31 protein-coding genes and 1 pseudogene are annotated in these 26,341 nt (G+C 70.1%); 18 read left to right on the top strand and 14 right to left on the bottom strand.

The annotated features are described in order from the left end of the window. Positions 1 to 73: 73 nt before the first annotated feature. The 3 genes from ACIBEI_RS24995 to ACIBEI_RS24985 all read right to left on the bottom strand — a co-directional run bounded on the left by ACIBEI_RS24995 (position 74) and on the right by ACIBEI_RS24985 (position 1,884). Positions 74 to 1,210: a hypothetical protein gene (locus ACIBEI_RS24995; protein ID WP_398892367.1), complete on the bottom strand. Its 1,137-nt coding sequence runs from the start codon at positions 1,208 to 1,210 to the stop codon at positions 74 to 76. A 96-nt stretch (positions 1,211 to 1,306) separates the two neighbouring features. Further along, positions 1,307 to 1,486, bottom strand: coding sequence for a DUF397 domain-containing protein (locus ACIBEI_RS24990; protein WP_398892365.1), 180 nt, complete (start codon positions 1,484 to 1,486; stop codon positions 1,307 to 1,309). After that, positions 1,483 to 1,884 carry a DUF5753 domain-containing protein gene (locus ACIBEI_RS24985; protein ID WP_398892363.1) on the bottom strand — a complete coding sequence of 134 codons (402 nt, stop codon included), beginning with the start codon at positions 1,882 to 1,884 and terminating at the stop codon, positions 1,483 to 1,485. Before ACIBEI_RS24985 ends, ACIBEI_RS24990 begins: the two co-directional genes overlap by 4 nt. Positions 1,885 to 2,322: 438 nt before the next feature. Between ACIBEI_RS24985 and ACIBEI_RS24980 the strand changes: the two genes are divergently transcribed. Next, complete coding sequence (locus tag ACIBEI_RS24980; RefSeq protein ID WP_398892361.1) at positions 2,323 to 2,613, top strand: hypothetical protein; 291 nt, start codon at positions 2,323 to 2,325, stop codon at positions 2,611 to 2,613. Between the two features lie 248 nt (positions 2,614 to 2,861). Here the strand turns inward: ACIBEI_RS24980 and ACIBEI_RS24975 are convergent, their stop codons facing one another. From ACIBEI_RS24975 to ACIBEI_RS24965, 3 genes are all read right to left on the bottom strand, one after another. Further along, positions 2,862 to 3,512, bottom strand: coding sequence for a hypothetical protein (locus ACIBEI_RS24975; RefSeq protein WP_398892359.1), 651 nt, complete (start codon positions 3,510 to 3,512; stop codon positions 2,862 to 2,864). 377 nt (positions 3,513 to 3,889) lie between these two features. Continuing rightward, the gene (locus ACIBEI_RS24970) at positions 3,890 to 4,621 is read right to left on the bottom strand and encodes a GntR family transcriptional regulator (RefSeq protein WP_398892357.1); all 732 of its coding nucleotides are present in this window, start codon (positions 4,619 to 4,621) and stop codon (positions 3,890 to 3,892) included. Between the two features lie 100 nt (positions 4,622 to 4,721). Beyond that, positions 4,722 to 6,077 carry an aspartate aminotransferase family protein gene (locus ACIBEI_RS24965; RefSeq protein ID WP_398892355.1) on the bottom strand — a complete coding sequence of 452 codons (1,356 nt, stop codon included), beginning with the start codon at positions 6,075 to 6,077 and terminating at the stop codon, positions 4,722 to 4,724. 238 nt (positions 6,078 to 6,315) lie between these two features. On the opposite strand from ACIBEI_RS24965, the gene ACIBEI_RS24960 reads away from it, so the two are divergent. Continuing rightward, positions 6,316 to 6,960, top strand: coding sequence for a DJ-1/PfpI family protein (locus tag ACIBEI_RS24960; protein WP_398892353.1), 645 nt, complete (start codon positions 6,316 to 6,318; stop codon positions 6,958 to 6,960). Between the two features lie 74 nt (positions 6,961 to 7,034). Continuing rightward, a complete protein-coding gene (locus ACIBEI_RS24955; protein WP_398892432.1) occupies positions 7,035 to 7,541 on the top strand; it encodes a MarR family winged helix-turn-helix transcriptional regulator in 507 nt (168 codons plus the stop codon). Between the two features lie 553 nt (positions 7,542 to 8,094). On the opposite strand, the gene cyaB is transcribed toward ACIBEI_RS24955, so the two are convergent. Both cyaB and ACIBEI_RS24945 read right to left on the bottom strand, forming a co-directional pair. After that, entirely contained in the window at positions 8,095 to 8,652 is a 558-nt protein-coding gene (gene cyaB / locus ACIBEI_RS24950) for a class IV adenylate cyclase (RefSeq protein ID WP_398892351.1), read from the bottom strand. 18 nt (positions 8,653 to 8,670) lie between these two features. Continuing rightward, complete coding sequence (locus ACIBEI_RS24945) at positions 8,671 to 9,522, bottom strand: helix-turn-helix domain-containing protein (RefSeq protein ID WP_398892349.1); 852 nt, start codon at positions 9,520 to 9,522, stop codon at positions 8,671 to 8,673. 170 nt (positions 9,523 to 9,692) lie between these two features. On the opposite strand from ACIBEI_RS24945, the gene ACIBEI_RS24940 reads away from it, so the two are divergent. From ACIBEI_RS24940 to ACIBEI_RS24910, 7 genes are all read left to right on the top strand, one after another. Then, positions 9,693 to 9,890, top strand: coding sequence for a hypothetical protein (locus ACIBEI_RS24940; RefSeq protein ID WP_398892347.1), 198 nt, complete (start codon positions 9,693 to 9,695; stop codon positions 9,888 to 9,890). Continuing rightward, on the top strand, positions 9,887 to 10,372 hold the full coding sequence (locus ACIBEI_RS24935) for a DUF6415 family natural product biosynthesis protein (RefSeq protein WP_398892345.1): 486 nt from the start codon (positions 9,887 to 9,889) through the stop codon (positions 10,370 to 10,372). The genes ACIBEI_RS24940 and ACIBEI_RS24935 overlap by 4 nt, the downstream gene beginning before the upstream one ends. A gap of 192 nt (positions 10,373 to 10,564) precedes the next feature. Then, on the top strand, positions 10,565 to 11,020 hold the full coding sequence (locus ACIBEI_RS24930) for a glycine-rich domain-containing protein (protein WP_398892343.1): 456 nt from the start codon (positions 10,565 to 10,567) through the stop codon (positions 11,018 to 11,020). Positions 11,021 to 11,168: 148 nt separating this feature from the next. Continuing rightward, positions 11,169 to 12,134, top strand: coding sequence for a D-alanine--D-alanine ligase (locus ACIBEI_RS24925; protein WP_398892341.1), 966 nt, complete (start codon positions 11,169 to 11,171; stop codon positions 12,132 to 12,134). 16 nt (positions 12,135 to 12,150) lie between these two features. Further along, positions 12,151 to 12,771: a C39 family peptidase gene (locus ACIBEI_RS24920; RefSeq protein ID WP_398892339.1), complete on the top strand. Its 621-nt coding sequence runs from the start codon at positions 12,151 to 12,153 to the stop codon at positions 12,769 to 12,771. After that, complete coding sequence (locus ACIBEI_RS24915; protein WP_398892337.1) at positions 12,746 to 13,120, top strand: glutamate ligase domain-containing protein; 375 nt, start codon at positions 12,746 to 12,748, stop codon at positions 13,118 to 13,120. Before ACIBEI_RS24920 ends, ACIBEI_RS24915 begins: the two co-directional genes overlap by 26 nt. Before the next feature lie 166 nt (positions 13,121 to 13,286). Next, the gene (locus ACIBEI_RS24910) at positions 13,287 to 15,440 is read left to right on the top strand and encodes a serine/threonine-protein kinase (RefSeq protein ID WP_398892335.1); all 2,154 of its coding nucleotides are present in this window, start codon (positions 13,287 to 13,289) and stop codon (positions 15,438 to 15,440) included. A 17-nt stretch (positions 15,441 to 15,457) separates the two neighbouring features. On the opposite strand, the pseudogene ACIBEI_RS24905 reads toward ACIBEI_RS24910, so the two are convergent. Further along, positions 15,458 to 15,574, bottom strand: a pseudogene (locus ACIBEI_RS24905) (VOC family protein); the annotation flags it as partial. Positions 15,575 to 15,755: 181 nt separating this feature from the next. Between ACIBEI_RS24905 and ACIBEI_RS24900 the strand changes: the two are divergent. Next, positions 15,756 to 17,288, top strand: a complete 1,533-nt coding sequence (locus tag ACIBEI_RS24900; RefSeq protein ID WP_398892333.1) for a substrate-binding domain-containing protein — start codon at positions 15,756 to 15,758, stop codon at positions 17,286 to 17,288. Positions 17,289 to 17,407: 119 nt separating this feature from the next. Next, a complete protein-coding gene (locus ACIBEI_RS24895) occupies positions 17,408 to 18,922 on the top strand; it encodes a M20/M25/M40 family metallo-hydrolase (protein ID WP_398892331.1) in 1,515 nt (504 codons plus the stop codon). A gap of 521 nt (positions 18,923 to 19,443) precedes the next feature. Here the strand turns inward: ACIBEI_RS24895 and ACIBEI_RS24890 are convergent. Then, complete coding sequence (locus tag ACIBEI_RS24890) at positions 19,444 to 20,304, bottom strand: SLATT domain-containing protein (protein WP_398892329.1); 861 nt, start codon at positions 20,302 to 20,304, stop codon at positions 19,444 to 19,446. Between the two features lie 325 nt (positions 20,305 to 20,629). Here ACIBEI_RS24890 and ACIBEI_RS24885 point away from each other — a divergent pair, with 325 nt between their 5' ends. The 3 genes from ACIBEI_RS24885 to ACIBEI_RS24875 all read left to right on the top strand — a co-directional run bounded on the left by ACIBEI_RS24885 (position 20,630) and on the right by ACIBEI_RS24875 (position 22,455). Then, the gene (locus tag ACIBEI_RS24885) at positions 20,630 to 20,971 is read left to right on the top strand and encodes a YbaB/EbfC family nucleoid-associated protein (protein ID WP_079053092.1); all 342 of its coding nucleotides are present in this window, start codon (positions 20,630 to 20,632) and stop codon (positions 20,969 to 20,971) included. Between the two features lie 169 nt (positions 20,972 to 21,140). After that, positions 21,141 to 21,740: a recombination mediator RecR gene (gene recR, locus ACIBEI_RS24880; protein ID WP_055613476.1), complete on the top strand. Its 600-nt coding sequence runs from the start codon at positions 21,141 to 21,143 to the stop codon at positions 21,738 to 21,740. Positions 21,741 to 21,795: 55 nt separating this feature from the next. Beyond that, positions 21,796 to 22,455: a DUF5063 domain-containing protein gene (locus ACIBEI_RS24875; protein WP_398892326.1), complete on the top strand. Its 660-nt coding sequence runs from the start codon at positions 21,796 to 21,798 to the stop codon at positions 22,453 to 22,455. 31 nt (positions 22,456 to 22,486) lie between these two features. Here the strand turns inward: ACIBEI_RS24875 and ACIBEI_RS24870 are convergent, their stop codons facing one another. Both ACIBEI_RS24870 and ACIBEI_RS24865 read right to left on the bottom strand, forming a co-directional pair. Then, positions 22,487 to 22,897, bottom strand: a complete 411-nt coding sequence (locus ACIBEI_RS24870) for a hypothetical protein (RefSeq protein ID WP_398892324.1) — start codon at positions 22,895 to 22,897, stop codon at positions 22,487 to 22,489. Positions 22,898 to 22,905: 8 nt separating this feature from the next. Next, entirely contained in the window at positions 22,906 to 23,415 is a 510-nt protein-coding gene (locus ACIBEI_RS24865) for a SigE family RNA polymerase sigma factor (RefSeq protein ID WP_398892322.1), read from the bottom strand. Between the two features lie 218 nt (positions 23,416 to 23,633). Between ACIBEI_RS24865 and ACIBEI_RS24860 the strand changes: the two genes are divergently transcribed. Then, positions 23,634 to 24,035 carry a hypothetical protein gene (locus tag ACIBEI_RS24860; RefSeq protein ID WP_398892320.1) on the top strand — a complete coding sequence of 134 codons (402 nt, stop codon included), beginning with the start codon at positions 23,634 to 23,636 and terminating at the stop codon, positions 24,033 to 24,035. An 85-nt stretch (positions 24,036 to 24,120) separates the two neighbouring features. Here ACIBEI_RS24860 and ACIBEI_RS24855 read toward each other — a convergent pair whose 3' ends face one another. Beyond that, positions 24,121 to 24,549, bottom strand: a complete 429-nt coding sequence (locus ACIBEI_RS24855) for a hypothetical protein (protein ID WP_398892318.1) — start codon at positions 24,547 to 24,549, stop codon at positions 24,121 to 24,123. Positions 24,550 to 24,627: 78 nt separating this feature from the next. On the opposite strand from ACIBEI_RS24855, the gene ACIBEI_RS24850 reads away from it, so the two are divergent. Together ACIBEI_RS24850 and ACIBEI_RS24845 are read left to right on the top strand one after the other, a co-directional pair. Beyond that, positions 24,628 to 25,440 (top strand): helix-turn-helix domain-containing protein, encoded by an 813-nt coding sequence (locus ACIBEI_RS24850; protein WP_398892316.1) that lies wholly within the window; start codon positions 24,628 to 24,630, stop codon positions 25,438 to 25,440. Continuing rightward, entirely contained in the window at positions 25,437 to 25,637 is a 201-nt protein-coding gene (locus ACIBEI_RS24845) for a DUF397 domain-containing protein (protein ID WP_398892314.1), read from the top strand. Before ACIBEI_RS24850 ends, ACIBEI_RS24845 begins: the two co-directional genes overlap by 4 nt. Here ACIBEI_RS24845 and ACIBEI_RS24840 read toward each other — a convergent pair. Then, positions 25,597 to 26,334 carry a sulfite exporter TauE/SafE family protein gene (locus ACIBEI_RS24840; protein WP_398892312.1) on the bottom strand — a complete coding sequence of 246 codons (738 nt, stop codon included), beginning with the start codon at positions 26,332 to 26,334 and terminating at the stop codon, positions 25,597 to 25,599. The genes ACIBEI_RS24845 and ACIBEI_RS24840 overlap by 41 nt on opposite strands. Positions 26,335 to 26,341 lie beyond the last annotated feature (7 nt).

The raw sequence follows: 26,341 nt of genomic DNA, 5'->3' as shown, positions 1-26,341 counted from the left end.
CGTATCTGCGCGCGTACGCCTTCTGTTCGGCTTACGGGGAACAGCCTGAGCCGGCCGACCGACCCGGCCGCCCCTACGCTTCCGGCGCCACCGACCGCGTCCACGTGCCGTCTGCCAGGGTCGCCAGGACCCGGCGCTTGATCTCGGCGCGCTGCGGGCTTGAGGCGAGCGACCTGGGCAGGAAGCCGTTGTGCTCTTCGTGAGGGCGCAGCTCGGCGCGGATCAGTGCGTACTCGGCCGGGTGCCTTTCGGCAAGGTGGCGGCTCGCCGTTGCCTTGGCTTCGGCAAGGGCGATCGCGTGCGGGCTTTCGCGCTCCCGTTCGCGTAGCGCCTGGGTGATCTGGCGGACGCACCGCTTGTACTCCAGGCGCCGCTGCTGGACGGCCGCGAGGAAACGCCGGGCGTTGAGAACCCCGATCGCTTCATCCTGGGGGAGGGCGTAAAAATCGTCCGGCAGTGTTCCCAGCGCGTGAGGGGTCTGTGCGCGAGCCGGCCCCGCGGTCATGGTCCCCAGTTCCCTCAGGGCGTTCTCCCACCGGCCCAGCATTAGAGGATGGCGCAGCTCCATAGTGCGCTCGTCCTGGTTCTTGGCGTCGTCGGCCGTGGCGAGCCTCACGACGGCGTCACCGGCGGTGAGCAGCGCTTCGAGTTCCGGTGTGCGCGGCGCGGCGACCAGGCCGAGGGCGCAGGCGTACTCGATCTGCTCGTGCACATCGCGGAACGAGGGTTCCTCGGGTGTCCCGTCCAGGCTCAGGTGGGCGCGTTCGTGCCGAAGAAGATCCGCGTACTCGTCCGGGAACGCCGCCCTCAACCAGACCTGAGCGGTGAGATGGGAGTTCGTTCCGATCTTGCGCTCCGCGCTGTCGTTGAAGTCGTTGCGGCGCAACTTCTTGGCCAGCAGGCTGGCCTCGTTGCCGCGGTGGCGGACTCGGCGCAGACGGTTCTCCGTGGCGTCCAGGCGAGGGTCGCCCGTGTAACGCATCCGTTCGGTGGCGACCTGGAGTTCTCCGCCGGCACAGAGCAGGGCGTCCTGCCAGTCCAGTCGCCATTCCGCTTTGCGCAGTAGACGACGTGTGCGCTGGGGTACGAAACCGCTGGTGGCGTCCGCGAGGGCCACGGTGACGAGGTTGTCGAAGCTGTCGGTGATCAGCTGTATCAGCCGGTCCTCCGGAATGCGTTCGACCTCGGCGACTCGCAGCCTGTCCCCCATGCCCACCTGTCTGCCCACCCGTCCTTCGGCACGCTCTGACGCTGTCCGGTGCGGGAGCGTAGTGCTTCGGGGGAGCGGGGGTACGGCCTACGCCGCCTACGTCACCCGGACTGCTGAGGTGAAGGCGGCCCACGCTTCGCAGGCGACGGTGAGGGGCGCCGCCGGGTTCTTGGAGTCGCGGATGTGGATGGTGTGGGGGTGGAGGGCGACTTCGACGCACTCGCCTCCGCTGCTACTGCTGTAGCTGGACTTGAACCATCGAAGTGTGCCGCTCATTCCTCTTCTCCCGCCAACTGTTCGCCATCGAGACCGCAGTTCAGCGGCAGTACCTGCAAGGTGACGTTACGGCGTTTGGAGTGCTCCGCGAGGTGCAGTAGCTGTCCACGCATGATCTCGGGGCCGCCGATCGTACGGCGCAGCACGGACTCCTCAAGGACCAGTTCGATCAGGGCCGTTGGTTCGCGGCCGAAGAGCGCACGTCGTGCCAACCGGGCCTCGATCAGTTCCTCTGCGCGCTGCTCCTTCAAGGGCGGATACCTGCCGTTGATCAGCGAGCGAGCGTAGTCCTCGGTCTGGAACAGACCGTGGACCACGAAGGTCACGTACGTGGAAAGCGTCAGCGCCCGCTGCTCCAGCAACGCATAGTTCTTGGGCTGCGCCGGATACTTGTCCATCCGCACATACCCGTGTAAGCGATCTTCCGTCCCAACTGCTCCTCTCGACAAGCCAACGCCGACTTCCCCACCGTTACCAGTGGTCGACGCAAAGTCATGGCGGACGCTGACCCCGCCTGTCGAAACTGTCCCCATGGACACAGAAAGTCACGAACTAAACCTCGATGAACCCTCACTCGCCCCTGACTGGGTCCCCCTCACCGGTCTCCAACTCCGCAGAGACTTCCTGGTCCCGGTCGGCGGCACGGCACACCGCCCCTGGCCCGACGGGTGGACCTGGCCGCTGAGTTGGCGGTACCGGCCGATGGCCCCCGACCACCTCGTGCACTCGCTGCTCCTGCGTACCGCACTCCACGCGCAAGAGTGGGCGTACCTCACATAGCGGGCATAAGCTGAGAGTGCAAATGTGCGTGCGTCGATCAGAAGAAGGTGAGCGCGATGCGCGTCATGCTCAAGGCCACTCTGGACACGGAGAAGTCGAACGAAGCGATCCGTAGCGGCAAGATGCCGGAGCTGATCAAGGAGATCCTGGACCATCTCAAGCCCGAGGCGGCGTACTTCGCGCCCTTGGGTGGTCGGCGTACCTGCCTCCTGTTCTTCGACATGAAGGACAGCTCGGAACTGCCTCCCACCGGTGAGCCGTTCCTCACCCAGTTCAACGCCGAGATCGAGGTCACCCCGATCATGAACGGCGAGGACCTCCAGAAGGGCCTGTCTCAGCTGCGCTGACCGCCGGGGCGTCGATGGTGGAGCCCGCTACACCACGGACTCAACGACAGGACGGACGGCGACAAGGTCAACGACGACAAGGTCGGCAAGGCGGTCGACGACCGCAACGACGCCATCAAGGACTACAACGAGGCCATCCTGGACGGCGACACCAGCCCGGACTCCAGCCGGATCGACGCCGCCGACGACGAACTGACCGACGTCTGCACGTCGTAACACCCGTACAGCAGGCGCCGATGACAGCAGGGCTAGCTGAAGATGATCATCGAGCCCTGGGCCAGGCTCCGGGTCGCCGCCGCGTGCAGGCCCAGCCACACATGCCGTTCGCGGGCGAACGGGCTCGAGTCGAAGGGGGCGGGGGCGGCCGGTTCCTCCAACTCCGTGGGTGCCACGGGGGGTTGGGGCGGGAGAGGAGGCACGGCGGGGTCGATGCCGATCGTCGGGGCGACGAACTCCAGCTCGCGCAGCAGGGCCTGGGACGAGCCCAAGGGGCCCCCGCCCGCGAGGAGTTCGTCGTTCGACAGCGGGTGCGGGAAGTCCACCGGTACGTACGCGCCCGCGTGGTCGTAGTGCCAGACCAGGTGCGACTGCTGGGCCGTCGCGTCGAACATCTCCAGCAACTGCTCGTAGTCGCCGCCCAGTTCGTCGACCGGCGTCACCGCGAGCCCGCACACCTGCAGCAGATACGCGCGGCGCAGGAAGTGCAGCGCGTCGTAGTCGAAGCCCGCCACCGGCGCCACGTCGCCGGAGAGGCCCGGCATATAGGCGTAGACCGGCACCGGCGGAAGTCCGGCCTCGCCCAGAACCTTGTCGTAGAGCGCGAGTTCCTCGGCGAAGGGGTTGTCGGGGGTGTGGCACAACACGTCGACGAGCGGGACCAGCCACAGGTCACAGGCCAACAGAGAGCTCCTCGCGTAGCACGGTGGTCAAGAAAGCGTAATGGGTGCAAGCGCGGTCGGGCCCCGCCGTGAACGTCGAATACCCCACACCCGACGCCCCCACCCCCGCACCCGCCGTTTCCAACCCCGGACCCGCACCCGACGACGCACGGGAGCGGGCCGTGCCGGTACGTCGAAAGCCCGCCGCATAGGGCTCCTCCGGCAAGCAGCACCTTCAAAACCCACAGCCGTACACCCGGCACGCGGCGGGCTCGACGTACCGGCACGGCCCGCGCCCCAAGACAACGCACCGCGGACCCGTGCCCCGAACCCGCGCCCCGAACCCGTGCCCCGAACCCGCGCCCCGAACCCGCGCCCCGCGCCCCGAACCCGCGGCCCTAGTCGGCCACCAACTGCTCGATCAGCGCCAACGAGTGCGCGTCGTACGCGGTCACGATCGTGTGTGCGGCCGGGGCGTCGCGTTCGGTGAGGGCGTCCACGAGGGCCGTGTGCTCGGCCCACAGCCGGCCGCGCAGGTCGTCGACCCGGCGCAGGTGCTGGACCGCGCACACCCAGGACTGGACGCGCAGCCGGTGCAGGAAGTCTGCGAGGTAGAGGTTGCCGAACAGCCCGCTGAGCTCGCGCCAGAAGCGCAGGTCGTAGCCGATGAGGATGTTGAGGTCACCGGCGGCGGCCGCCCGCTGGGCCTCCTCGCCGCGCCGCCGCACCCCGGCGAGCGCGGCACCGGTGCGCGGGTCGTCGATCCGGGTGGCGAGCGCGGCGCGGGCACCCCGGGTGGTGGTGGCCTCCGCGTCGAGCAGCCCGCGGAAGATGCTGTCCGTGACCAGGCTGCGGGCCTCGATCATGCCCCGGTAGTCGTTCAGCGAGTACTCGTGGACGCGGAAGCCGCGGTGCTGGTCCGCGTCCAGCAGGCCCTGGGCCGAGAGGTCGACCAGGGCCTCGCGGACGGGGGTCGCGGAGACGCCGTACTGCTCGGCGATCTCCTTGACAGTGAACTCCTGGCCCGGCTTGAGGCGTCCGGCCAGCACCTCGTCGCGGAGCGCGTCCGCGATCTGCTGCCGCAGGGTGCTGCGGGTGACGGCGCCGTTGCCGCTGCCGGTGCGGGGCATCGTCCGTTCCTTCCCCGAGCGGATAAGTACTCGCTCATGTCTACGAGCCAGTCACCTTACGCGTTCGGGAAAGGGTCATCCGGACTGCACCGCTCCCGCCCTACACCGTGTGCTCGTCCGCCACCGAGAGCGCCTCGTCGAGCGCGGCCAGACCCTCCTTGGCCTCCGCCTCCGTGATGTTGCAGGGGGGAACGACATGGGTGCGGTTCATGTTGATGAAGGGCCACAGACCGTGCGCCTTCGCCGCGGCACCGAACGCCGCCATGGGAGCGTTCGCGGCGCCGGACGCGTTGTACGGCACCAGCGGCTCCCGCGTCTCCCTGTCCCGTACGAGTTCCAGGGCCCAGAAGACGCCCGTGCCGCGGACCTCACCGACGCTCGGGTGGCGTTCGGCCAGCTCGCGGAGCCCGGGCCCGAGCACATCCGCGCCGATCCGGGTGGCCTGGCCGAGGATGTCCTCGTCCTCCATCACATTGAGGGTCGCGACGGCGGCGGCGCAGGCGAGCGGGTGCCCGGAGTAGGTGAGCCCGCCCGGGTAGGGGCGCTTGGCGAAGGTCTCGGCGATGGCGGGCGAGATCGCGACACCGCCCAGCGGCACGTACCCGGAGTTCACACCCTTCGCGAACGTCATCAGGTCCGGCACGACCCCGTAGTGGTCCGCGGCGAACCAGTGCCCGGTCCGTCCGAAGCCGGCCATGACCTCGTCCAGGACGAAGACGATCCCGTACGCGTCGCAGAGCGCGCGGACGCCCTCCAGGTATCCCGGCGGCGGCATCATGATCCCGGCCGTCCCCGGAATCGTCTCCAGGATGATCGCCGCGATGGTGGCGGGTCCCTCGAAGACGATCGTGTCCTCAAGGTGCTGGAGAGCACGCTCGCACTCCTGCTGCTCGGTCTCCGCGTGGAAGGGCGAGCGGTACAGGAAGGGCGCCCAGAAGTGGACGACCCCGGCCGCCCCGAGGTCGCTCGGCCACCGGCGGGGGTCGCCGGTGAGGTTGATCGCAGCGGCGGTGGCCCCGTGGTACGAGCGGTAGGCGCTCAGCACCTTCGGCCGGCCGGTGTGCAGCCGGGCCATCCGCGTGGCGTTCTCGACGGCCTCGGCGCCCCCGTTGGTGAAGAAGATCTTGTCCAGATCCCCCGGCGTCCGCTCGGCGATCAGCCGGGCCGCCTCCGACCGGGCCTCGACGGCGAAGGCCGGCGCGAACGTCGTCATGCTCGCGGCCTGCTCCTGGATCGCGGCGACGACCTTCGGGTGCTGGTAGCCGATGTTCGTGAAGACGAGCCCACTGGTGAAGTCCAGATACCGCCTGCCGTCGTAGTCCCAGAAGTACGACCCCTCCGCGCCGGCGACGGCGAGCGGGTCGATGAGCTCCTGCGCCGACCAGGAGTGGAACACATGCGCACGGTCCGCGGCCTTCACGGCGGCGCCGGCCTGGGGATTGGGCTGAGGGGTCATGCGGCCGAGCGTAGGTGTCCGGGGCGAGGGCGCGACATCGGCGTCCTGTCTGCGGTGGGGCCGGGAACGCGACAGGTTGTCGTGTGTAGGGAGGCCGGTGGAGTTCGGTGGGGGCTTGGCTGGGTGCCGGTGGTGGCCCGAGACGGACGTCTATTGACAGCATGCTGTCGTGATGACAGCATGCTTACACAAGCACTCGCAGGGCCGGACGCCCGACCGGCACGACCGAGGAGGAACCATGAGCGGCAACCGCAGGCCCGTACGCAAGCCCGTACACCTCGCCGTCTACGACACGCTCGCCGATTGGGAGACAGGCCACACGACCGCGTACCTCGCGAGGGGCGGCTACGAGATCCGGACGGTCGGAGCGTCTCTCGCCCCCGTGAGGTCCGTCGGAGGGCTGCGGATCCAGCCCGATGTCGCGCTCGACGACCTGCGGCCCGAGGACAGCTCGCTGCTGATCCTGCCGGGAGCCGATCTGTGGACTGTGACATCAACCGCTACCGCGGCGGGGACCGACGACCTCGCCCCCTTCGCCCGCAAGGCGCGGGAGTTCCTGGATGCCGACGTGCCCGTCGCCGCGATCTGCGGGGGCACGGCGGGCCTCGCCCGAGAGGGACTGCTCGACGATCGGGCCCACACCAGTGCCGTCTCCTTCTATCTGGCGGCCACGGGATACAAGGGCGGTGAGCGGTACATCGACGCCGACGCCGTCACGGACGGCAAGCTGATCACCGCAGGACCCACCGAGCCCGTCGCGTTCGCGAGGGAGGTGTTCGGACTGCTCGGGGTGTACGAGGGAGAGGTGCTCGACGCCTGGTACCGGCTGTTCCACGACTCGGACGCGGAGGCGTACGCGGTGCTTGAGGGGGCCGGCCAGTGACTGGGGCGAGCGGGGCGGGCGAGCCGGGCGGGGCGGATAGGGAGAGTGGGCCGGCGGACAGGGCACGGCAGGACCTGTTCAGCCGGAGCGCGCTCGGCGTCTTCCGGCTGAACGGCCAGTTCATGGGCGTGGCCGAGGAGCTGGCCCGCCCCGCCGGGCTCACCGCCGCCTGGTGGCAGGTCCTCGGGGCCGTACTGAAGGAGCCGCTGCCCGTCTCCGGGATCGCCCGCGCCATGGGCATCACCCGGCAGAGCGTGCAGCGGATCGCCGATCTGCTGGTCGAGCGCGGGCTCGCGGAGTACGTGCCCAACCCCGCCCACCGCCGAGCCAAGCTCCTCCGCCCGACGCAGGAGGGCCTCGCGGCCGTCCGCCGGATCACCCCCGGACACGCGGCCTTCGCGGACCGCCTCGCGGAAACCCTCGGCGAGGCCGAACTGACCGAGACCGTACGGGTGCTGGAGCGACTGATCGGCGCGATGGAGACGGTCACGGTGGCGAGCGCGGGCCCGGGCCCGGATTCGACCTCGGATCCGGGTGTGCGAACCGTGACAGAAACGGCATCCGCTGTTACGGAACCGTAGACACCGCTCCGGCCCCCTCCCCGTTCGGCCGCACTGTCCTCCTCGGGCGTGCCCGCCGGGTGAACTCGCATCCGGTGGACTGGTCGTCCGGGATGGAATCCCCGGCTACCCGGGCGGCGGCCTCATCGGCGGCATCGGTACGGACACCTCCGACTCCAACCTGCTGTGGGGGTCGAGGAACGAGCACATGGTGAAGGCCTCCTCGGTACGCGAGTACGGGATCGCCTTCGTGGACGCCCTCAACGAGGGCGCATCCCGATCGGCAGGGCGGTGCCCCCCCGGGCGGGCCTTCCCGCAGCAGGGACCGCGGCCGCCGCGGCGGCCGCACCCGAGCGGCCGTCGGTGACGTACAACGTGCCCCGCCAGTCGGTGATGAGTGTGGAGGACCTGCGGCTGTTGCAGCGGCAGGAAGGAGGCACAGCAGCGCCGCGGAGGTACTCGCTGGGACGGCCGCTCACGGGCGGAACGGGCCGGAGACGGGCGTACAGCACGACGGCCCCTGGAATTCGCCGTGAGACGGGGGCCGATCGCCATCCGGTTGGAGCGCCCGGATTCAGCGGAGGCGTTGCGCGGCAACAGCGTCTGTGTACAGCTCTCGTGTCAGGTCCTCCGGACCGATGCCGAGTTCTGAGAGGACGGTACGTACGTCGTCGAGTGCGGCCGAGACGTCGGTTTCGTCGACGATGGTTTCGACCTCCAGGAACGTACCGTCGATCTCGGGGACGCGCACGAGCGTGGCGAGCATCTGTCGGCCGTGGGCCTCGAAGTGGTAGTTGCGGCACCGCTTCTCGAAGGCGATCAGCGGGACGTAGCCGAGCCTCTGCAGGATGGCGTGGGTCTCCTGAGAATCTTCAACTCGGGTCTCGTGCTCAGGCTTCGAGCCGGAGGCCTCGTCGACCGTGGCGTTCTTGAACGTCAAGACCGTCCGTAGGCCGTCGGCGCCGTGGACCGTCCGCACGCGCAGCTCCTGGTCCCGCTTGCCCAACGAGCCGTCCGGCCAGTCGTAGTAGGTGTCCTGGTACACCTCGATACGGGCCTCGCCGCGCTCGTCGAGCTGCCGCATGACCGCCTCGGCCGCATGAACGCGGGCCTTCAACTCCGCCTCGATCACCAGTGCTTCCTCTCCGCTTCAGACCGTGCGCTCCGCGCCGTTGACGATCGCTTCGAACATCCTGCGGAACCCCCGGAACAGGGGCCCGTGTGGGGTCTCCATCACCTTGTACGTGGCGCTCTCGTGGCCTTCCCACCCTGCGTCGAAGGCGCTGACGAACATGGTGGAGTCAGTGCGGATGAGCCGCCAGGTGGGAAGCATGCGGTACCGGTACACCTGGATGTCGCATGAATCGGCGAGCAGTTCCCGAAGCCGCGCCTCGGCAAGCCGCACTCCACCGGCGAGGGACTCGGCTGACTCCCCGATTTCCGCCGCTCGTTGGGTCAGGGCATCAGAGTCCGGGTCCAGCAGGAGCACCCGCACGCGCAATCCCTTGCCGCCCTGGTCGCGCGGCAGGCAGGTGCGCAGGAGCGAGTCGTTCAGCCCGATCAGGCCGAGACCACGTACGGCGAGTACGTCCAACTCGTGTGCCTCGCGCGCCTGTTGCTGGATCTCCTCGGCTGCGGAGCTCTGCGCGGCGTACACGCGCACGACTTCGGGGAATGCGGCCAGGTCGAACGCTGCACCACCGAAGCGCTTCTCTCGGCTTGCCGCGAGGCCGAGTAGGTGACGGGCGTCGTCGGGCATGCGCAGGCCGTCGGCGATCCGCTCGTACACGTCGAGGCGGGAGACTTCCCGGCGCCGGTTGATGATCTCGTTGACGCGGCCCTGGGCCATGCCGACCGCGGCCGCGATGCGGCCTTGACTGGCTCCCGCGTACTGCTGCACGCACCGGAATACGCCGCCCATGTCCCGCGCGCGCAGGGCCTGCCTGACCTCGGCGCGCTCCCATGCCCATTCGGGCAGCTCGATCGGTCCGAGCGTTGTCATGGCGCAGCCCCCGATATCCCCAAACGGGATGGAAAGTCATCTCACAGTGAGATTACCGGTGGGGGATCGAGTCGACACCGCGCGGCACAAGATCCTGGCCAGATATCGAAGACCCCGGCGACCGCGCGAACGGTCCCGGGGCATGGCCGACACTTCGTAGGAGCGCCGACATGGAGCAAAGTACAACCCCGAGGCGGGAGCACGACCCCGGGGCCAAGATGACGATGAGGGCCTATGCCGTGAGCCGCGTCGGCCAGATCACCGAGGACCGCGGCACGCTCAGCGCCGGCCGGGAGCCGCTGCCGACGATGGGCATCTTCCCGTCGTGCGACTGCCCTGTTCACCGGGGACAGAGGCTCCCGCGGTGAACGCCGCCCAGAGCGAGACAGCCACGCAGCTCGATGTCGCGGCGATGCGGCACGACGCCTCCAAGATGCTCGACGAGAACGCGCCGCTGATCCGTTACGAGGACCTGAAGGCGGCCGAGCGCCGGTACCGCGAGAACCTGACGTGGCTCCTTCGGGAAGTCGACGCGGCGATCGCCGGGCGGCCCGAGGACGACGTTCAGGCGAAGGTCGCGATGGCCGGTATGAGCGAGGCCCTGCGGCGCCTGGACGAGATCGAGGCCGCCGGCCTCGCTGGTGAGGTGCGGCGCGTGCGGCGGCTCGCCCGCTCGGTCGTCTCCCTGTGCGATCACTACGGCACCCTCACTGGTCTGCGGATGTGCGTCGTCTGCGACAAGCCCGTCACGGTCGGCCGGAAGTCGGCGCCGTACGACGTTGTCCGCGTGTCCAGCGGAGGCCCGACGAGCGAGGCGCATTCGCCCTGCATGCCTCCGCCCCGCGACTGACGCGCCACACCGTGTCCCGGTGTTGAGGGGCCCATGGCGGCGCATCCGGGTCAGGGCCGCACCGAGGACGCCCCTCCGGCCGGGACCGCAAGCCCGGCCAGAGGCGGCAAGCCCGCCCCGTCGCAGGTCCCGCAAGGACTGCGGCGAGGCGGGTGGCACAACTCTCGTTCAGCCAAACGATTTGGAGAACCTATGCAGACCATCACGCACGTACAGGCGGACGAAACGTCGGCGCTCTCACTCATCAGCGAGGCAGAGTTCGGCGCCGTCGTGACCACTGTGCTTCGCGACCACGATGAGCTGGAGCGGAGCTCCGCCGAGCGGATCGTCAAGGAGGCGCTGAAGTTCGTGGCCGCCTGCGCCGCAATCCCGGGCGAGCGCCTGCGGTCGTCCCGTGCTGTCGACAAGGGCTGGCACGCTCTCATCCTGCACACGCACACCTACGCGCGCCTGTGTTCCCGCCTCGGCCGGTTCGTGCACCACATGCCGGACCCGCCCGCCCCCGCAGGCACGCCAGCGGAGGCACTGGAGCGGACACCCGAGCTGATGACCACGGCCGGGTACGTGCCGGACCGCACGCTGTGGCTCCAGTTCTCGGAAGCTGCCAAGTGCTGCGACTACTGCCCCTTCCCGCCCAAGGGCAACTAGCGGCACTGGGGCGTACGCCCCCTCTCAACGCCCGCTCCGCTGATGGTCCCGGAAGGACGTCAGGGGGCGGGTTGGTACGACTTCTCGTAGTCAGACGATCGGAGGATCTGTGCAGACCACGCCCCTACAGGTAGACGGGGAGAGTTGCGTGCCCATCGACATGCCGGACATCACCACCCTGCGGATCGGGGTCCTGTGCGGAGGGCTCTCTCCTGAGCGGCCAGGCTCGCTGACGTCGGGAGAGCATGCCGCCAAGGCTCTTGTCGAGGCCGGTCTGACGGCCGACCTGATCGACATGGCCGACGTTCCGCTATCCATGCTGAAGGACCGTAGTGACGTCGCTCTACTGGCCCTGCATGGGCTTGGCGGCGAAGACGGCAAGATCCAAGGCGCGCTCGATACCTTGGGCATCCCCTACACGGGGTCGGGTGTGATGGCGTCAGCAATCGGGATGCACAAACCGACGTTCAAGCTGATGCTCGCGCGCGAGCAGATCAACACGCCGAGCTGGACGGTTCTCGACTCGTCGCTGTCGACCGACGCCACTCTGTCCGTGGTCCGCAACACCATCGGCTACCCCGTGTTCGTCAAGCCGTCCTCGGGCGGCGGCAGCCTCGCGGCCGGGATCGCTCGGGACGAAGCACAGCTCAGGGTGCTGATCGAGGCGACGCAGGCGGACTACGCGGAGTACATGGTCGAGGAGTACGTGCGGGGCATCCCCTGCACCGTGGGTCTGATCGAGGTCGAGGGCTGCCTGCAGACGCTGCCCGTCCACGACGTGGAGACTGAGAGGGAGTTCTACGACTACGCCGCCAAGCACGACCCGGCGCTCCGCGCCGAGCACTGCCCCTCGATCCTGCCTGCCCTGGTGACGGAGATCATGCAGTACATCGCCCGCCGGGTGTTCCGGATGATCGGTGCGCACGGTGTACTCCGGGTCGACTTCCTCGCCGGGGCCGGTGGCCGGGTCACCTGTCTTGAAGTCAACACGCTGCCGGGACTGTCCGAGCGGGGGAACCTGGCCACCATGGCCCGAGCAGCGTCGATTCCCTACGACGTGCTCGTCCAGCACCTGGTGAAGACCGCGTTCACCAAGCCGCGGTACCTGCCGTAGGGCAGACTGCGGGGACATGCGCCCCGTGATCAAACATCCCGTCCCGTACCACTCGCAATGGATTTCCGCTGCTCTGGTCCCGGAGTTCATCACCGGGACCAGAGCAGCGGAAGACGATCCGCTGTGGCCCAAGTCCGGCGCCGACACCCCCGAGGAGTACGCGTTCTGGGCCCCCCGTATGTGCGGCGTGGCCTGCCTGCGCATGGCACTCGACTTCTGGGGGCATCCCGTTCCGCCGCCGGTCCCGCTCGTCCGCGATCTTGTCGAGGCCGGGGCGTACGTTCGTGAGGGAGACAGAGTGAGAGGGCTGATCTATCAGCCGTTCGCCGACCACGTCGTGGCGCGGTGGGGCCTGGGCGCCCACTCGGAAGCGGAGCTGTCCACCGCCCGGATCCGCGATGTCCTGACCGGCGGCGGACTGGCGATGCTGTCGGTCCACAAGACCATCCGCACCCTCGACCCCGCTCCGTCGAGCAAGGGCGGCCACCTGGTCCTCGCGGTCGGCTGTGACGACGAGGCCCTGCTGATCCACAACCCCTCTGGCCTGCCCAGCACATCGCAGCAGTTCGCCCCGGTCCCCTGGGCGGCCCTGGGCCGCTTCTACGCGGGCCGTGGCGTCACCCTGGAGGCGTCGTGACGGAGGAGGCGGCCGGAGGATCGCTGTGCTCGGGGAAATGCTGGAGCTGGGGGACGAAGCGGTGGAGGCTCACCGGTCCGTGGGCCGGATTGCGGGCGAGTACGGCGTGGACCTGGTGGTGGCGGTCGGGGGCGACCTCGCGAAGCAACTGGCCCTCGCCGCCGGCGCATCCGGCGTGCCCGACGTAGCCATCGTCGCCGACAACGCCACCGCCACCGCGTACCTGCAATCGGTCCTGCGCCCCGAGGACACCGTCCTCGTGAAGGGTTCACGAGGCGGGATGCGATGGCAGATCGCTGAGGCCCTGACCGGCCAGGACGTCACGGCCTGGGGTGGCTGGAACGAGTGACAGCGGGACAGCGCGCCACTCTCCGGAACCTTCACACTCCGTGTGCGGCGACGGACCAGGGGCTCTGACCTGGACTCTCTTGACTCCGTAGATCCTCACTGGACGCCCCGGACGGGTAGTGAAATCCTCGGGCTGTCGCACAAGTACGGGGGAGGGCGGCATTCCGATGGAGAAGCTCGGGCCTGCCGATCCGCTGCGGATCGGCGCGTACAGACTGCTGGCGCGGCTCGGTGCCGGCGGCATGGGGCAGGTGTTTCTGGCGCGTTCCGACCGGGGGCGGACGGTCGCGGTCAAGCTCGTACGTCAGGAACTCGCCGAGCAGGAGGAGTTCCGGGCGCGCTTCCGCCAGGAGGTGCAGGCCGCCCGGCGGGTGGGCGGGTACTGGACGGCACCGGTCCTCGACGCGGACACGGAGGCGGCGATCCCCTGGGTCGCCACGGGGTATGTGGCGGGGCCCTCGCTCGAAACGGTCGTCGGGCACGATCACGGGGCGCTCCCCGAGCGTTCCGTACGGATCCTCGCGGCCGGTCTCGCGCACGCGCTCAAGGACATCCACGCGGCGGAACTGATCCACCGCGACCTCAAGCCGTCGAACGTCCTCGTCACGATCGACGGCCCGCGCGTCATCGACTTCGGTATCGCACGCGCCCTGGAGACGGTGACCGACGGCGGCCTCACACGCACCGGCGCGCTCGTCGGCTCGCCCGGTTTCATGGCCCCCGAGCAGGTCCGCGGCGACCGCATCACGCCCGCGTGCGACGTCTTCTGCCTGGGCTCGGTCCTGTCGTACGCGGCCACGGGCGACCTGCCGTTCGGTACGGCCAACAGCGGCGTGCACGCCCTGATGTTCCGCATCGCCCAGGAGGAGCCGGACCTGGCGGGCGTCCCGGAGGGCATCGCCGACCTCGTCCGCCAGTGCCTGCGCAAGGACCCCGCCGCCCGCCCGAGCCTCGACGACATCCTGGAACGCACGGGCGCGGAGGACACCGTCACGGACGGCCGCAGCCGGGACCCGTGGCTGCCGGGGATGCTGGTGGCCCAGCTGGGCCGGCACGCGGTGCAGCTGCTCGATACGGAGGATCCGGAGAGTCCGGAGGGTTCTGAGGGGGGTGCTGGTGCGGCTGAGGGGGCGGAAGTCTCTCGCCCCCGCCGCCCCTACCCGTCCCTTCCCTCTGGGGCTCCGCCCCAGGCCCCGTCGGGGGCCGGCCCCCGAACCCCCGCTCCTCAAACGCCGGAGGGGCTGAAGAAGCCTCAGGCACAACCAGCCCGTCCGGCGTTTGAGGACGAGGCCGTTCAGGCCGACAGCGGGGGTCTGGGGGCGGCAGCCCCCAGGGACGGGAAGGGTAAGGGCGGCGGGGGCGAAGAAACTCCCGGTCCCCCAGAAGCCTCCCCCGAACACGAACACGCCCCCACCCCCGACGGCCCCACCCCACCCCCGCCCGGCCCCCCGGGAGCCGCCCCCTTCGACCATCTCCCCACCATGACCACGGGCCTGCCCGGAACACCCCCACCGACCGCCCCACCAGGAGGAGGCCCGCCGGGAGGCCCACCCGTCCACCCGGCCTACGGCTACCCCCAGCAACACCCCCAGCCCGCCGCCTACGGCTACCCGCACTACCAACACCAGCCCGCCGGCTACCCACCCCCGCCGGGCTCGACCCCGCCCTACGGCCCAACGCCCCCCTACGGCCCAACACCCCCGTACGGCCCGGGAGTTCTTCCACAATCCGGCCCGCCCTCGGGAAGAGGCGGCCGCTCCACCGCAGTCCTGATCATCGTCGCCCTGATCGTCGCGCTCGGCGCCGGCGCATCCGTCTACGCCCTGATGAAGGGCGACGGAGACAACCGCGCGGGCGGCGGCGACCCCACCACGTCCCCGACGGCAACCGCGCCCGCCCCGGGCCCGGCCACCGAGGGGCCCACGCAATCGCCGACCACCACGCCGGAGGAGACGCCGGCGGACGGCGCGATCCCCGTCAAGTACCTCGGCACCTGGACCGCGTCCATCGACAACGCCACGGGCCACAACACCCGCGAACTCACCATCCAGCAGGGCGAGGTGGGCGACACGGTCCTCTCGCTCACGGCGGACGGCCCGGCCGGCAGCGGCACGTACCACTGTGTGTTCGAGGCGGGGCTCTCCGAGGCCCCGAGCGCCGACGGTCCGCTCCGGATCGGCGCGTCCGAGGTCACCGTCGGCGAACCGGCCACGTCCTGCAGCCCGGGCGAGGCAACGGAGTTGACCGTTCTCCCCGACGGCCGCCTCCGCCGGGTGAACACGAGCAACGGCGACGAACTGACGTACACGAAGCAGGGCTGAGCAGGGCTGATCCGGTCTCAGCCCAGTTGCTGGGCCAGTCCGACGATGATGCCCTCCGGGCCGCGGACGTAGCAGAGCAGATAGCTGTCCTCGAACCGGGCCATCTCGCCGAGGAGTTCGGCGCCGTGCGGCCGGCGGGGGCCGCTGATGTCCCTGGGACGGAGCCGGTGCCACGTTCTCGACGTCCGCGGACCGCCGAACTCCGAAAATCTCCAGGGAACAACGCCTGAACTTCGGCCTTCGTCACCGGAACGGCCCGCTCACCGCCCGTACAGTGTCCGGACCGTCGGACTCCGGGAGTGGTGGGGGCACCCAGTGGAGTGGCTGAGCGCAGAGAACGTGGTGGCCGTGGGCACGGCGGTCGTCGGCATCGTGGCCTCGGGAGTCATGGTCTGGTACGAGCGCCGGGTGCCGCGTCGCAAACGGATCGGCTACCGCGTACAGATGGACAACCCGATAGGGGACGACGTCCGTCTCGGCAGGGCCAACGTACGGCTCGGGCTGTTCGACGAGGCGCCGGGGATGGCGGACGCGACCCTCGTCCTCCTCCGGATCGAGAACGACGGCTCGCAGAGCATCGCCGACATGGACTACACGGGACGCGAACTCCACGGTCTGACCGCGGTGTTCACGGACCGCACGATCCGCGGGGTGTCGGTCACGCAGCCGCCCGACACCGACCACCTGATGGACCACTTCACCACCTCGAACGGCCTCGGTTACGAGGACAACACCCTGCGCATCCCGCGCGTCCCGCTCAACCGCGGCGAGCACTTCAAGCTCCTCGTGCTGCTGTCGGGCGGTGACGTGGGCAGTGGGATACGGCTCATCGGCGGTATCCGCGACGGCGAGGTGCACCCCAACCGCAGTGCGACACCGGACGAGAAGCCGCCGCTGTTCAGCAGACCCTCGCGGCTGATCACCGGGATGCTCACGCTGTGCGTCCTCGCGCTCGCCGTCATCGTGGTCGCCCGCGACGACACCCCGCCGCCGATCGGCTGCGAGCAGGGCGAGTTGACCGTCACGGGATCGACGGCGTTCGAGCCGGTGATGCGCGAGCTGGCGGACAAGTACGAGAAGGACTGCGAGGGTTCGACGATCGAGGTGGACGCGCACGGCTCCACAGCCGGTGTCCAGGCGCTCGACGCGCTCGGCGGCAAGTCCAAGGGTGGGTCTCCGCCGGTGATCGCCCTCTCCGACGGCCCCAAGCCGAGCGCGCTGAAGCAGCTGCGCGAGACCCGAGTCGCAGTCTCGGTCTTCGTGCTCGTCGCCCACGAGGGCCTCCCGGTGAGGAACCTCTCCACCGCGGACGTACGCCGTCTCTACAGCGACCGGATCAGCAACTGGAAGCAGCTCGGCGGCCCCGACCTGCCCGTGCGCCTGATCAGCCGTGACGCCAACTCCGGTACGCGCAAGGTCTTCCAGCGCCATGCCCTGGAACGCAACGAGGGCGCCAACACCTCCTCCGACTGCGAGAACAAGGACTATCCCTCCGCCCCGGTCATCCGCTGCGAACTCTTCTCCACCGACCAGGTGCTGAGCACGGTCGCCCGCACGCCCGGCGCCATCGGCTACAGCGAGCTCAACCTCGCCACCGGCTACCAGGGCGTGCACCGGGTCACCCTCGACGGCCACGACCCGTCGGTCGAGGAGATCGAACACGGCAACAGCGAGTACCCGTACCGCGAGATCGAGTACGCGTACACGTACGGCGAGCCGCCCGCCGACTCGCTGGTCTCCAGCTTCCTCACGTACATCAGCCGGGGGAGCGGCCAGGACGTGGTCCGTACGCACGGCCATCTGCCGTGCTCGACGGTGGTGGGGCAGAAGATCTGCGCGGAGGGGTAGACCGGCCGGGGTCGGCCGAGGCCGAGTGGGGTCGGCGGGGGCCGGCTGGGGTCGGCGGGGGCGCCCGGGTGACGGCAGGGACCCTTGTGTGCGCCGGACACGCGCACAACCATGGATCCATGTCACCCACCCCCACCTCATCCCCCACCTCATCCCCCACCCCACCCCCCGTCCCGCACATACGCCCCAGCAGAAGAACCGTCCTGGCCGCGACGGCGGCCGCCGGAGCCGTCACGGTGGGGCCGTCCGCGGCGCCCGCCGCGTCCGCTCCGGCCATGCCGACGGCCGAGCTGGTGGACACGCCCGCGCGGTCCGCCGAGGCAGCGCCGCCGGGCCCGCGTCCGCCGGTCACCGCGCAGGCCCCCTCCCGTGAACTGCGCGCCCTGCTGCGGGAGATCGACGCGGACCGCATCGAGGCGACGGTCCGCAAACTCGTCTCCTTCGGCACCCGGCACACCCTCTCCACCCAGGACGACCCGGACCGCGGCATCGGCGCGGCTCGCGACTGGATCCTCGCGGAGATGCGCTCGTACGCCGCCGGGTCCGGCGGCCGGATGATGGCCGAACTCCAGTCGTACGTCCAGGAACCCGCGTCCCGTATCCCGACCGCGACCCGCATCACCAACGTGGTGGCGACCCTGCGGGGCTCGGTCACACCGGAGCGGGTGTACGTCGTCTCCGGGCACTACGACTCCCGCGTCACCGACGTCATGGACGCCACCTCGGACGCCCCGGGCGCCGACGACGACGCGTCGGGGGTCGCCGTGGCGATGGAACTGGCGCGGGTGATGGCGAAGCGCCGCCCGGCGTCGACGATCGTGTTCGCGGCGGTCGCGGGGGAGGAGCAGGGGCTGTACGGGGCCGCGCACATGGCGTCCCGGTTCAAGGCGGCCGGCACGGACGTGCAGGCCATGTTCACGAACGACATCGTGGGCAGTTCGAAGGCGGACGACGGGACGAAGGACCCGTACACGATCCGTCTCTTCGCCGAGGGCGTGCCCACGTCGGAGACCGCCGAGCAGGCGGCCACGCGTCGCTCGGTGGGCGGCGAGAACGACTCCCCGTCACGGCAGTTGGCGCGCTTCGTCCGTGACACCGGGGACAACTCGGCGACGGGGATGCACGTGCGGGTCGTCTACCGCCGGGACCGGTACCGGCGGGGCGGTGACCACATCCCCTTCCTCGAACAGGGCTATGCGGCCGCCCGGTTCACGGAGCCGGCCGAGGACTTCGCTCACCAGCACCAGGACGTGCGGGCCGAGGGCGGCAAGCAGTACGGGGACCTGCCGGAGTTCTGCGACTTCCCCTTCACGGCCCGGGTCGCGCGGGTCAACGCCGCCGCGCTCTGGACCCTGGCGCAGGCTCCGGCGGCGCCGCGCGACGCGCGGATCCTTACGGCCGCGCTGACGAACTCCACGGAGCTGACGTGGAAGCGTGGTTCCGAGCCCGACCTGGTGGGCTACGAGGTCGTCTGGCGCGAGACCACGGCTCCCGAGTGGACCCACGTCATTCCGGTCGGCGACGTGACCTCCCACGAGGTGGACTTGTCCAAGGACAACGTCTTCTTCGGGGTGAGGGGGGTGAACCGGGCGGGTCTACGGGGGCCGGTGGCGTTCCCGCTGCCGCAGGTATAGCCCCCCCTTTTTTTCCTCGCCCCCGCCGCCCCTACCCATTCCCGTCCCTGACTCAGGGGCTCCGCCCCCGAACCCCCGCTCCTCAAACGCCGGAGGGGCTAAAAGATTGCGCAGTTCCCCGCGCCCCTAGGTCTTTAGGGGCGCGGGGAACTGCGCGACCAGCCACATCCGGACCCGCACGCATTCCACCCCGCTAGCCCTCAGCGACCCAGCCCGTCCGGCGCTTGAGGACAAGGCCGTCCAGGCCGTTTCTCGCCCACCCACCCGCACTTTCCCACTGCCCCGTTCTCGCCACCCCCCGCTTCCCCACTGCCCCGTTCTCGCCCACCCGCCCGTTCTCGCCCACCCGCCCGTTCTCGCCCACCCGCCCGTACTCACCCACCCACCTGCACTCCCACCCACCCCCGCTTCCCCACCCACCCCGCACCCCCAGCCTCTCCGGCGTTTGAGGAGCGGGGGTTCGGGGGCTGGCCCCCGAGTAGTGACGGGAATGGGTAGGGGCGGCGGGGGCGAAAAATGCCCTACCGGGGCTCCGGCGGGCGTTGCCGGGGCATGTTCGGGCGGGTGCCCGGGGGAAGCGGGGGGCGTCCCGGTGGGGCCGTGTCCACTCGCGTACCCCCACCCACGCCCGCCTGGATGGCCAGCGGCCCCGCCCCGGTCCGAAACTCCACCATCCAGTCCGCCGTCTCCACCCGCACCAGCTCAGCCACATCCTCCGAGAACCGCCGGAGCACACCGAGACACCGCTCGGCAGCCTCCCCAGCGGTCCCCTCGGTGGGCCCGAGAACCTCCCGCACACACTCGGACGCCCAGTCGAACTGAAGTACCTGCAACCGCCGCTGCACGGCCTGAGCCGTGGCCACATCCCTTATCCACCCGGCCGTCACCCCGAAGAAACGGTCCCCCGCCACACACGCGACCCCGACCAGCATCCCGAGATAGCCCCACACGGCACCCCCGCCCACCACCCCCGTGACATCGAGCAGCGGCAACGCGACCGCGGCAAGAGCCCCCACCGCGGCCCCCGCCCGCAACGCCCGCGCCCCCCGCCGCTTCCACACCCGCTCGGCGAGATACCAGGACGCCGTGGCCAGCGCCCCCGCCTCCACCCACCGGTACAGCTCGTGGAGCCGCTCGGCCGGCTCCCCCCAGTCCCCGAGAGGGAACGTACGTCCCATGAGATCGCCGGGCCTCGGCCCGCCGGGCCCCAGCGCGCCCCGGCCCGGAGCACCGCGTCTCGGACCACTCCGCCCGGGTCCGCCAGGACCGCCGGACCCGCCGGGCCCGAACCCGCCCGGCCTCGGAACACCGGCCCGCGCACCATCACCCCGACCGTCCCCGTCCTGGGCCGACCCCTCGGGCTGCATGTCCGGCTGGCTCACCCGACGCTCCCTACTCGTGACGTTGCGTGACGGTAACGTGGCGCAAGGTTCACGAGATGCTGCTGCGCCGCACCCTTACTACCTCCCAATGGGTGGCGATGGACCCGGTTTCGGGGGTTTTCCGCTCGGACGTGGGCGTTGATCAGGTATAGGCCAATCCGCCGTCTCACTCGAAAGAGTGCTGGAGCGACGGCCCGGCGGACCACGTAGGCTCGTGCCAAGGCGGGAAAACCCCGCCGGACAGCCGTACACAAGCGGTACGGACGGTCGTACTCGCGGCCGTCCGGGAAGCCGTACCCAAGCCGTACGAAACCAGGAGCTGATCGTGATTCCCGGTGGTGGCCAGCCCAATATGCAGCAGCTGCTCCAGCAGGCCCAGAAGATGCAGCAGGACCTCGCGAACGCGCAGGAGGAGCTGGCGCGGACGGAGGTCGAAGGACAGGCGGGCGGCGGCCTGGTGAAGGCGACGGTGACGGGTTCCGGCGAGCTGCGCGGCCTGGTCATCGACCCCAAGGCCGTGGACCCCGAGGACACCGAGACCCTCGCCGACCTGATCGTCGCGGCGGTCCAGGCGGCGAACGAGAACGCCCAGACCCTCCAGCAGCAGAAGCTCGGCCCGCTGGCCCAGGGCCTGGGTGGCGGCGGCATCCCCGGCCTGCCGTTCTAAGTCAACCCGGCGGTCCCTTCTAAGACGGCCGACCGCCAACTACCGTACGTACCAAGAGAGCGAGCACGACTACGGTACGTACCGAGCGAGCAGCGAACGAGCGGTAGAGCAAGCAGGGCAACGAGCAGGGTAACGAGCAGGGCAACCAGCAGGAACAGGAAGGCAATCCGTGTACGAAGGCGTGGTCCAGGACCTCATCGACGAACTGGGGCGGCTCCCCGGCGTCGGTCCCAAGAGCGCGCAGCGGATCGCCTTCCACATCCTCCAGGCCGAGCCGACGGACGTACGCCGTCTCGCGCAGTGCCTGATGGAGGTCAAGGCGAAGGTCCGCTTCTGCGCCACCTGCGGGAACGTGGCGCAGGAGGAGCTGTGCAACATCTGCCGCGACCCGCGCCGCGACCTCACGGTCATCTGTGTGGTCGAGGAGCCCAAGGACGTCGTCGCGATCGAGCGGACACGCGAGTTCCGGGGCAAGTACCACGTCCTGGGCGGCGCGATCAGCCCGATCGAGGGCGTGGGCCCCGACGACCTGCGCATAAGAGAACTGCTCGCGCGCCTGGCGGACGGCACGGTCACGGAGCTGATCCTGGCCACGGACCCGAACCTGGAGGGCGAGGCCACGGCCACGTACCTCGCCCGCATGATCAAGCCCATGGGCCTCAGGGTCACCCGCCTCGCCAGCGGGCTGCCGGTGGGCGGTGACCTCGAGTACGCCGACGAGGTCACTCTGGGGCGCGCCTTCGAGGGAAGGCGGCTGCTGGATGTCTGAACGAGTAATGGGGACGAAGGTCCTGTCGAAGTCCTTGAGGAAGGCCGGCTTCTAGATGTCTGACGCCACGCTGCACGCGACGGGGCAGGACCCCGACAACTTCGCGGTCCAGATCGCGGACCAGGTGGAGAGCTTCCTCGTCGCGGTCACAGAGGTCGCCAAGGGCGACGAGCCGGACTCGGCGGTGCCCTTCCTCCTCCTGGAGGTCTCCCAGCTCCTGCTGGCCGGCGGCCGCCTGGGCGCGCACGAGGACATCGTCCCGGACGAGCGCTACGAGCCGGACCTCGGCCCCGAGCCGGACGTCGACGAACTCCGCGAGCGCCTCGCGGAGATGCTCGACCCGGTCGACGTCTACTCCGAGGTCTTCGACCCGTACGAGCCCCGCAAGCCCCCGGTCCCGGCCCGTATCTCGGACGACCTGGCCGACGTGATGACGGACCTCCGTCACGGCATGGCCCACTACCGGGCGGGCCGCACCACCGAGGCCATGTGGTGGTGGCAGTTCTCGTACTTCTCCAACTGGGGCTCCACCGCCTCGGCCACCCTGCGCGCCCTCCAGTCCCTGGTCGCCCATGTCCGCCTGAACCAGCCCCTGGAGGAACTGGACGGCCTGGACACCGACCAGGACCTCAGCGAGGACGCCCTCGCGGAGGCCGCCGGCAAGGTGATGGCAGAGGAGATCGCGGGCCCGCTGGGCCTGCGCGAGGTCAAGTAACCCCGGCCGGGCGGGAGTTGGAGGGGGAGTCTCAGTCGCCGGAGCGCTGTGCCCCCGTGTGGGCGGGTTCCGCCCGGCCGTCCGAGTCCTGCGCGGACTCCCCTCCACCTGTGGCCGTGCCGTCCGCGGGCTGTGCGCCGCCCGGAGGTCTTGAGCCCTCCGGTGGTGCGGTTGTGGTCTCGCTGGGTTTCGCATGAGGGGTGGCAGCCGGGGCGATGGGCCGCGGGTCGTGTCCGGCGTCCCCGGACAGGGTGGTGGCCACGGTGACCGTGCAGGCCACGACCACGAGCGTGCCCACCGCGACGAACACCACGCGGCGGCGCCGGATGCGGCGGCCACCGGCCACGGCCGCGTCGACGACGCTGGGCAGGGGCGGCTCCGGCCGCGCGCCGAGGAACTCCTGGAAGGCGGCGTGCAGGGCGTCGTCGTCGCGCTCGTCCATTTCCGGCCTCACCTGGCCGTCCCCTCACTGTTCATGTTCTCGACGATGGCACGCAGGCGGGCGATCCCCCGGGCGCTCTGGCTCTTCACCGTCCCCGGAGTCACCCGTAACGCGTGTGCCGTCTGCTCGACGGTCCAGTCCTCCCAGAATCGCAGGACCAGCACGGCCCGATAGCGGGGCGACAACTCCATGAGCGCCTCCTGCATCATCATGCGCAACTCCGGTGCGACCGGCGCGCCGGCGGACAGGTCGGGCGGCTCGCTCACAGGCTCCTCGCGCCAACCTCCCTTGCGCTGCTGGTCGATGAAGGTGCGGGTGAGGATGGTGCGTGCGTAGGCGTCCACGTTGCCGTCCCGGCTGACCCGTCCCCAGGCCGCGTAGAGCTTCATCAAGGCGGTCTGGGTCAGGTCCTGCGCCTGGTACCAGTCCCCGCAGAGCAGGTAGGCGCTGCGTCGGAGCTGCGCCTGCCGCGCCTCGGCGAATTCCCGGAACTCCCGTTCCCGGACTGCTTCCCTCACTCTTGCCGACCTCCGCTTGCGCATAGTCCTGCCGCTCCTACATACGGGGATCGGGCCTGCGGGGTTGCACGCGGCGGCAGAAAGATTCTCTCCGCCGCCGCGTGCAACCTGCTTCCGCGCGCTCCCGTACTTCTGTCACACGAGGGCTGCCGTGCTGCCGCGCTGCCGTGCGGCGGTCCTCGATCCGAGACAGCGAACACCCGAGCAGAGGACGACCGTTGAAGCACCGCAAGATCTCGCAGAGCCGCCGCCGGCTGTACAGCATCGCCGCCGGAACCGTCCTGGCCGCCGCGGGCACGGCCGGCATCGCCTCGGCGGCCACGGCCCACGACACCGCAGCCGTGACCGCGGACTCCGACTCCGCCACGTCCGCGAAGCGCGCCGACACCGCCGCCGCCCCGGCCGGTAAGGGCGCACAGGAAGCCCGCGGGGCACAGGAAGCCCGCGGGGCGCAGAAGGCCCACGGCGCGCAGGAGGCCCGCGGGGCGCAGGAGGCCCACGGCGCGCAGGAAGCCACCCGCTCCGACAGCGGCGCGGCGGAACCGGCGACCCCCAACGCCAGGGACAGCCGCCCCCTCTCGGAGCTGACCCAGGAGGAGCTGGCGAACGCGGCGGGCTGACCCGCCGAGGATCACCCACGTCTCCCGGGGCCGGGCACGTGCCCGGCCCCGGGACGCGTACTCGCTCAGCGTGCGGTGACGGGCATCAGCTCTCTTGCACGGCGATACTCCGGCCGAGCGTCGCGTGCAGCCGGTCCGGGTCCACGTACGGCGTGGTCGGCGTCGGCTCGCTGTACCACTGCAGCGGCCACGTGTTCCCGTCCAGCGCCGGAATCCCGATGTACGTGACCGTGCGGGTTCCGGCCCCGCCGAACCGCTGCACCCCCAACGGCCACGTGTGTGCCCGCGCGGCCCCGGGTGCGAGCAGGAAGTACATCCACCGGAACCCGACCGCCTCGCAGACGACGGGCCCCGCGTCGCCGTCCGTCGCCTCGACGAGGTCCGAGGCGATCTGCTCCCCGCGTACGCCCTGGACACGGATCGTGTCGAAGTGGATGCCGGACAGGCGGAGTTGGTGGCCGGCCAGGGGGACCCACTCGGGACGGTAGTGGGGGAGTGCGTTCGTCATGGTCACACGATGGCGTCCGTCCCGCTACGCTCGGTAGTGACCGAGGGGATACACGCCGGGGTGTATCAGTCGGAGGTGGCCGCAGTGTCAGTCCAGTACAACTCCTCCACGCCGTCGCCGCTCAACTGGCGGTACAGCGGCAACCAGTTGAAACGCTGGCGCACCAAGGCGAACGTGACCCGCGAGGAACTGGCCGCCGCCGCCAACTACTCTCCGGACACCATCAAGTCCATGGAACAGGGCGTCCGCATGCCGACGCCGCGCGTCCTCGACGCGGCGGATGAGCTGTGTCATGCGGAGGGGTTGCTGAGCGCGGCCAAGGACTACCTGAAGCGGGAGAAGTTCCCGGCGAGGGCGCAGGACTACATGGAGTACGAGCGCGAGGCGATCAACGTCTGGTGGTACGAAGTCGCTCTGATCCCGGGTCTGTTGCAGACCGAGGCCTATGCGAGGGCTCTGATCGGCAACCACACTCCGCCCCTCGACGATGACACCGTCGAAGAACGGGTTCTGGCGAGGCTGGAGCGCCAGGGCCTCCATACACGCAAGCCGTTGGCGGCTTGCAGCTATGCGCTGTACGAGGCGGCATTGCGAGGCCCGTACGTCGACAAGGAGCAGCTGCTGCACCTCTTGGAGGTGGCAAAGGCGCGCAACGTCTCGATTCAGGTGCTGCCTTATGGCAGGGCGATGACGGCCGCGCTGCACGGGCCGATGGTGCTCTTGGAGACGCGGGATCACGATCGCCTCGCCTACACGGAGGCTCCGTCCACGAGCCAGTTGACCTCTGACCCGGCAGTGGTCAGTGCGCAGACCGAGCGGCTTAGCATGATCCGCATGATGGCCCTTGACCCTGACGAGTCGGCCCGCTTCATCGAGCGGATGGTGGATGAGCTGTGAACGACGAGCTGAAGTGGTTCAAGGCCAGCTACAGCGATGGCGAAGGCGGCGCCTGTGTCGAAGTCGCCCTCACCGGGACCTCTGCCCACATACGCGACACCAAACTGGCTGCCGCCGGCCCAGAATTGAAGGTCACCGCCCCCGCCTGGTCCGCCTTCATCTCAGCAACTCCCCCAACCCCTTCCCCAAAGTCGTGAGCCCGCCCACCAACGCCAGCAACAGCACCAGCAGCCGGGCCTGTTTCTCCGGTACCCGTCCCGCGAGCCACCTGCCGATCGAGCCGCCCAGCACCATCCCCGCAACCACCAACCCCCACACGGGCGCGCCGAGTTGAGGCAACCCGTTCGCGGCGATGGAGAACGCGTTCACCACCACCCCGTAGAACAGCGCGTTCGGCACGAACTCCCGTACTGTCCAGCCCGCGTTGACGGCGTACAGGGATATCGGGGGGCCGCCGACACCCGCCGACGAGTTCATGAAGCCGCCGACCGCGCCCGCGGCCACCGCGCCGCCGCCTCCGCGCAGAGCCGGTACCCGGGCGCCCCGCATGACGAGGAGGACGGCGACCGTCACCAGAGCGCCCATGGAGGCGAGCAGGACGGGCTCGGGGAGCCGGCGGGCCAGCCAGGTGCCCAGGGGGACCGTGCAGGCCGCCGCTGCGCACAGCGGCACCATCGCGCGCAGCCGGACCTCGCGCAAGCCGCCCGCGAGGCCGACCACGCAGATGGCGCCCGCGGCACAGTTGGCGAGGGCGACGCCGTGTGCCGGGCCGAGCAGCAGCACCAGCGCGGGCACGGCGACGAGCGCGAAGCCCATGCCGGTGAGCCACTGCACACAGGAACCGAGCAGCACGATGCCGCTCAGCAGCAAACCGGCCTCCCAGCCACCTGACATTGCCAAA

The sequence above is a fragment of the Streptomyces sp. NPDC050988 genome (assembly GCF_044456225.1).
In the GTDB taxonomy this organism is placed as follows: domain Bacteria; phylum Actinomycetota; class Actinomycetes; order Streptomycetales; family Streptomycetaceae; genus Streptomyces.
This window is presented reverse-complemented; position numbering and strand designations above follow the sequence as displayed.

Excerpts from the sequence above, each read along its gene's own strand:
- ACIBEI_RS24995 (WP_398892367.1), bottom strand. The coding sequence starts at position 1,210 with ATGGGGGACAGGCTGCGAGTCGCCGAGGTCGAACGCATTCCGGAGGAC.
- ACIBEI_RS24990 (WP_398892365.1), bottom strand. The coding sequence starts at position 1,486 with ATGAGCGGCACACTTCGATGGTTCAAGTCCAGCTACAGCAGTAGCAGC.
- ACIBEI_RS24985 (WP_398892363.1), bottom strand. The coding sequence starts at position 1,884 with ATGGACAAGTATCCGGCGCAGCCCAAGAACTATGCGTTGCTGGAGCAG.
- ACIBEI_RS24980 (WP_398892361.1), top strand. The coding sequence starts at position 2,323 with ATGCGCGTCATGCTCAAGGCCACTCTGGACACGGAGAAGTCGAACGAA.
- ACIBEI_RS24970 (WP_398892357.1), bottom strand. The coding sequence starts at position 4,621 with ATGCCCCGCACCGGCAGCGGCAACGGCGCCGTCACCCGCAGCACCCTG.
- ACIBEI_RS24965 (WP_398892355.1), bottom strand. The coding sequence starts at position 6,077 with ATGACCCCTCAGCCCAATCCCCAGGCCGGCGCCGCCGTGAAGGCCGCG.
- ACIBEI_RS24960 (WP_398892353.1), top strand. The coding sequence starts at position 6,316 with ATGAGCGGCAACCGCAGGCCCGTACGCAAGCCCGTACACCTCGCCGTC.
- ACIBEI_RS24945 (WP_398892349.1), bottom strand. The coding sequence starts at position 9,522 with ATGACAACGCTCGGACCGATCGAGCTGCCCGAATGGGCATGGGAGCGC.
- ACIBEI_RS24940 (WP_398892347.1), top strand. The coding sequence starts at position 9,693 with ATGGAGCAAAGTACAACCCCGAGGCGGGAGCACGACCCCGGGGCCAAG.
- ACIBEI_RS24930 (WP_398892343.1), top strand. The coding sequence starts at position 10,565 with ATGCAGACCATCACGCACGTACAGGCGGACGAAACGTCGGCGCTCTCA.
- ACIBEI_RS24920 (WP_398892339.1), top strand. The coding sequence starts at position 12,151 with ATGCGCCCCGTGATCAAACATCCCGTCCCGTACCACTCGCAATGGATT.
- ACIBEI_RS24910 (WP_398892335.1), top strand. The coding sequence starts at position 13,287 with ATGGAGAAGCTCGGGCCTGCCGATCCGCTGCGGATCGGCGCGTACAGA.
- ACIBEI_RS24895 (WP_398892331.1), top strand. The coding sequence starts at position 17,408 with ATGTCACCCACCCCCACCTCATCCCCCACCTCATCCCCCACCCCACCC.
- ACIBEI_RS24875 (WP_398892326.1), top strand. The coding sequence starts at position 21,796 with ATGTCTGACGCCACGCTGCACGCGACGGGGCAGGACCCCGACAACTTC.
- ACIBEI_RS24870 (WP_398892324.1), bottom strand. The coding sequence starts at position 22,897 with ATGGACGAGCGCGACGACGACGCCCTGCACGCCGCCTTCCAGGAGTTC.
- ACIBEI_RS24840 (WP_398892312.1), bottom strand. The coding sequence starts at position 26,334 with ATGTCAGGTGGCTGGGAGGCCGGTTTGCTGCTGAGCGGCATCGTGCTG.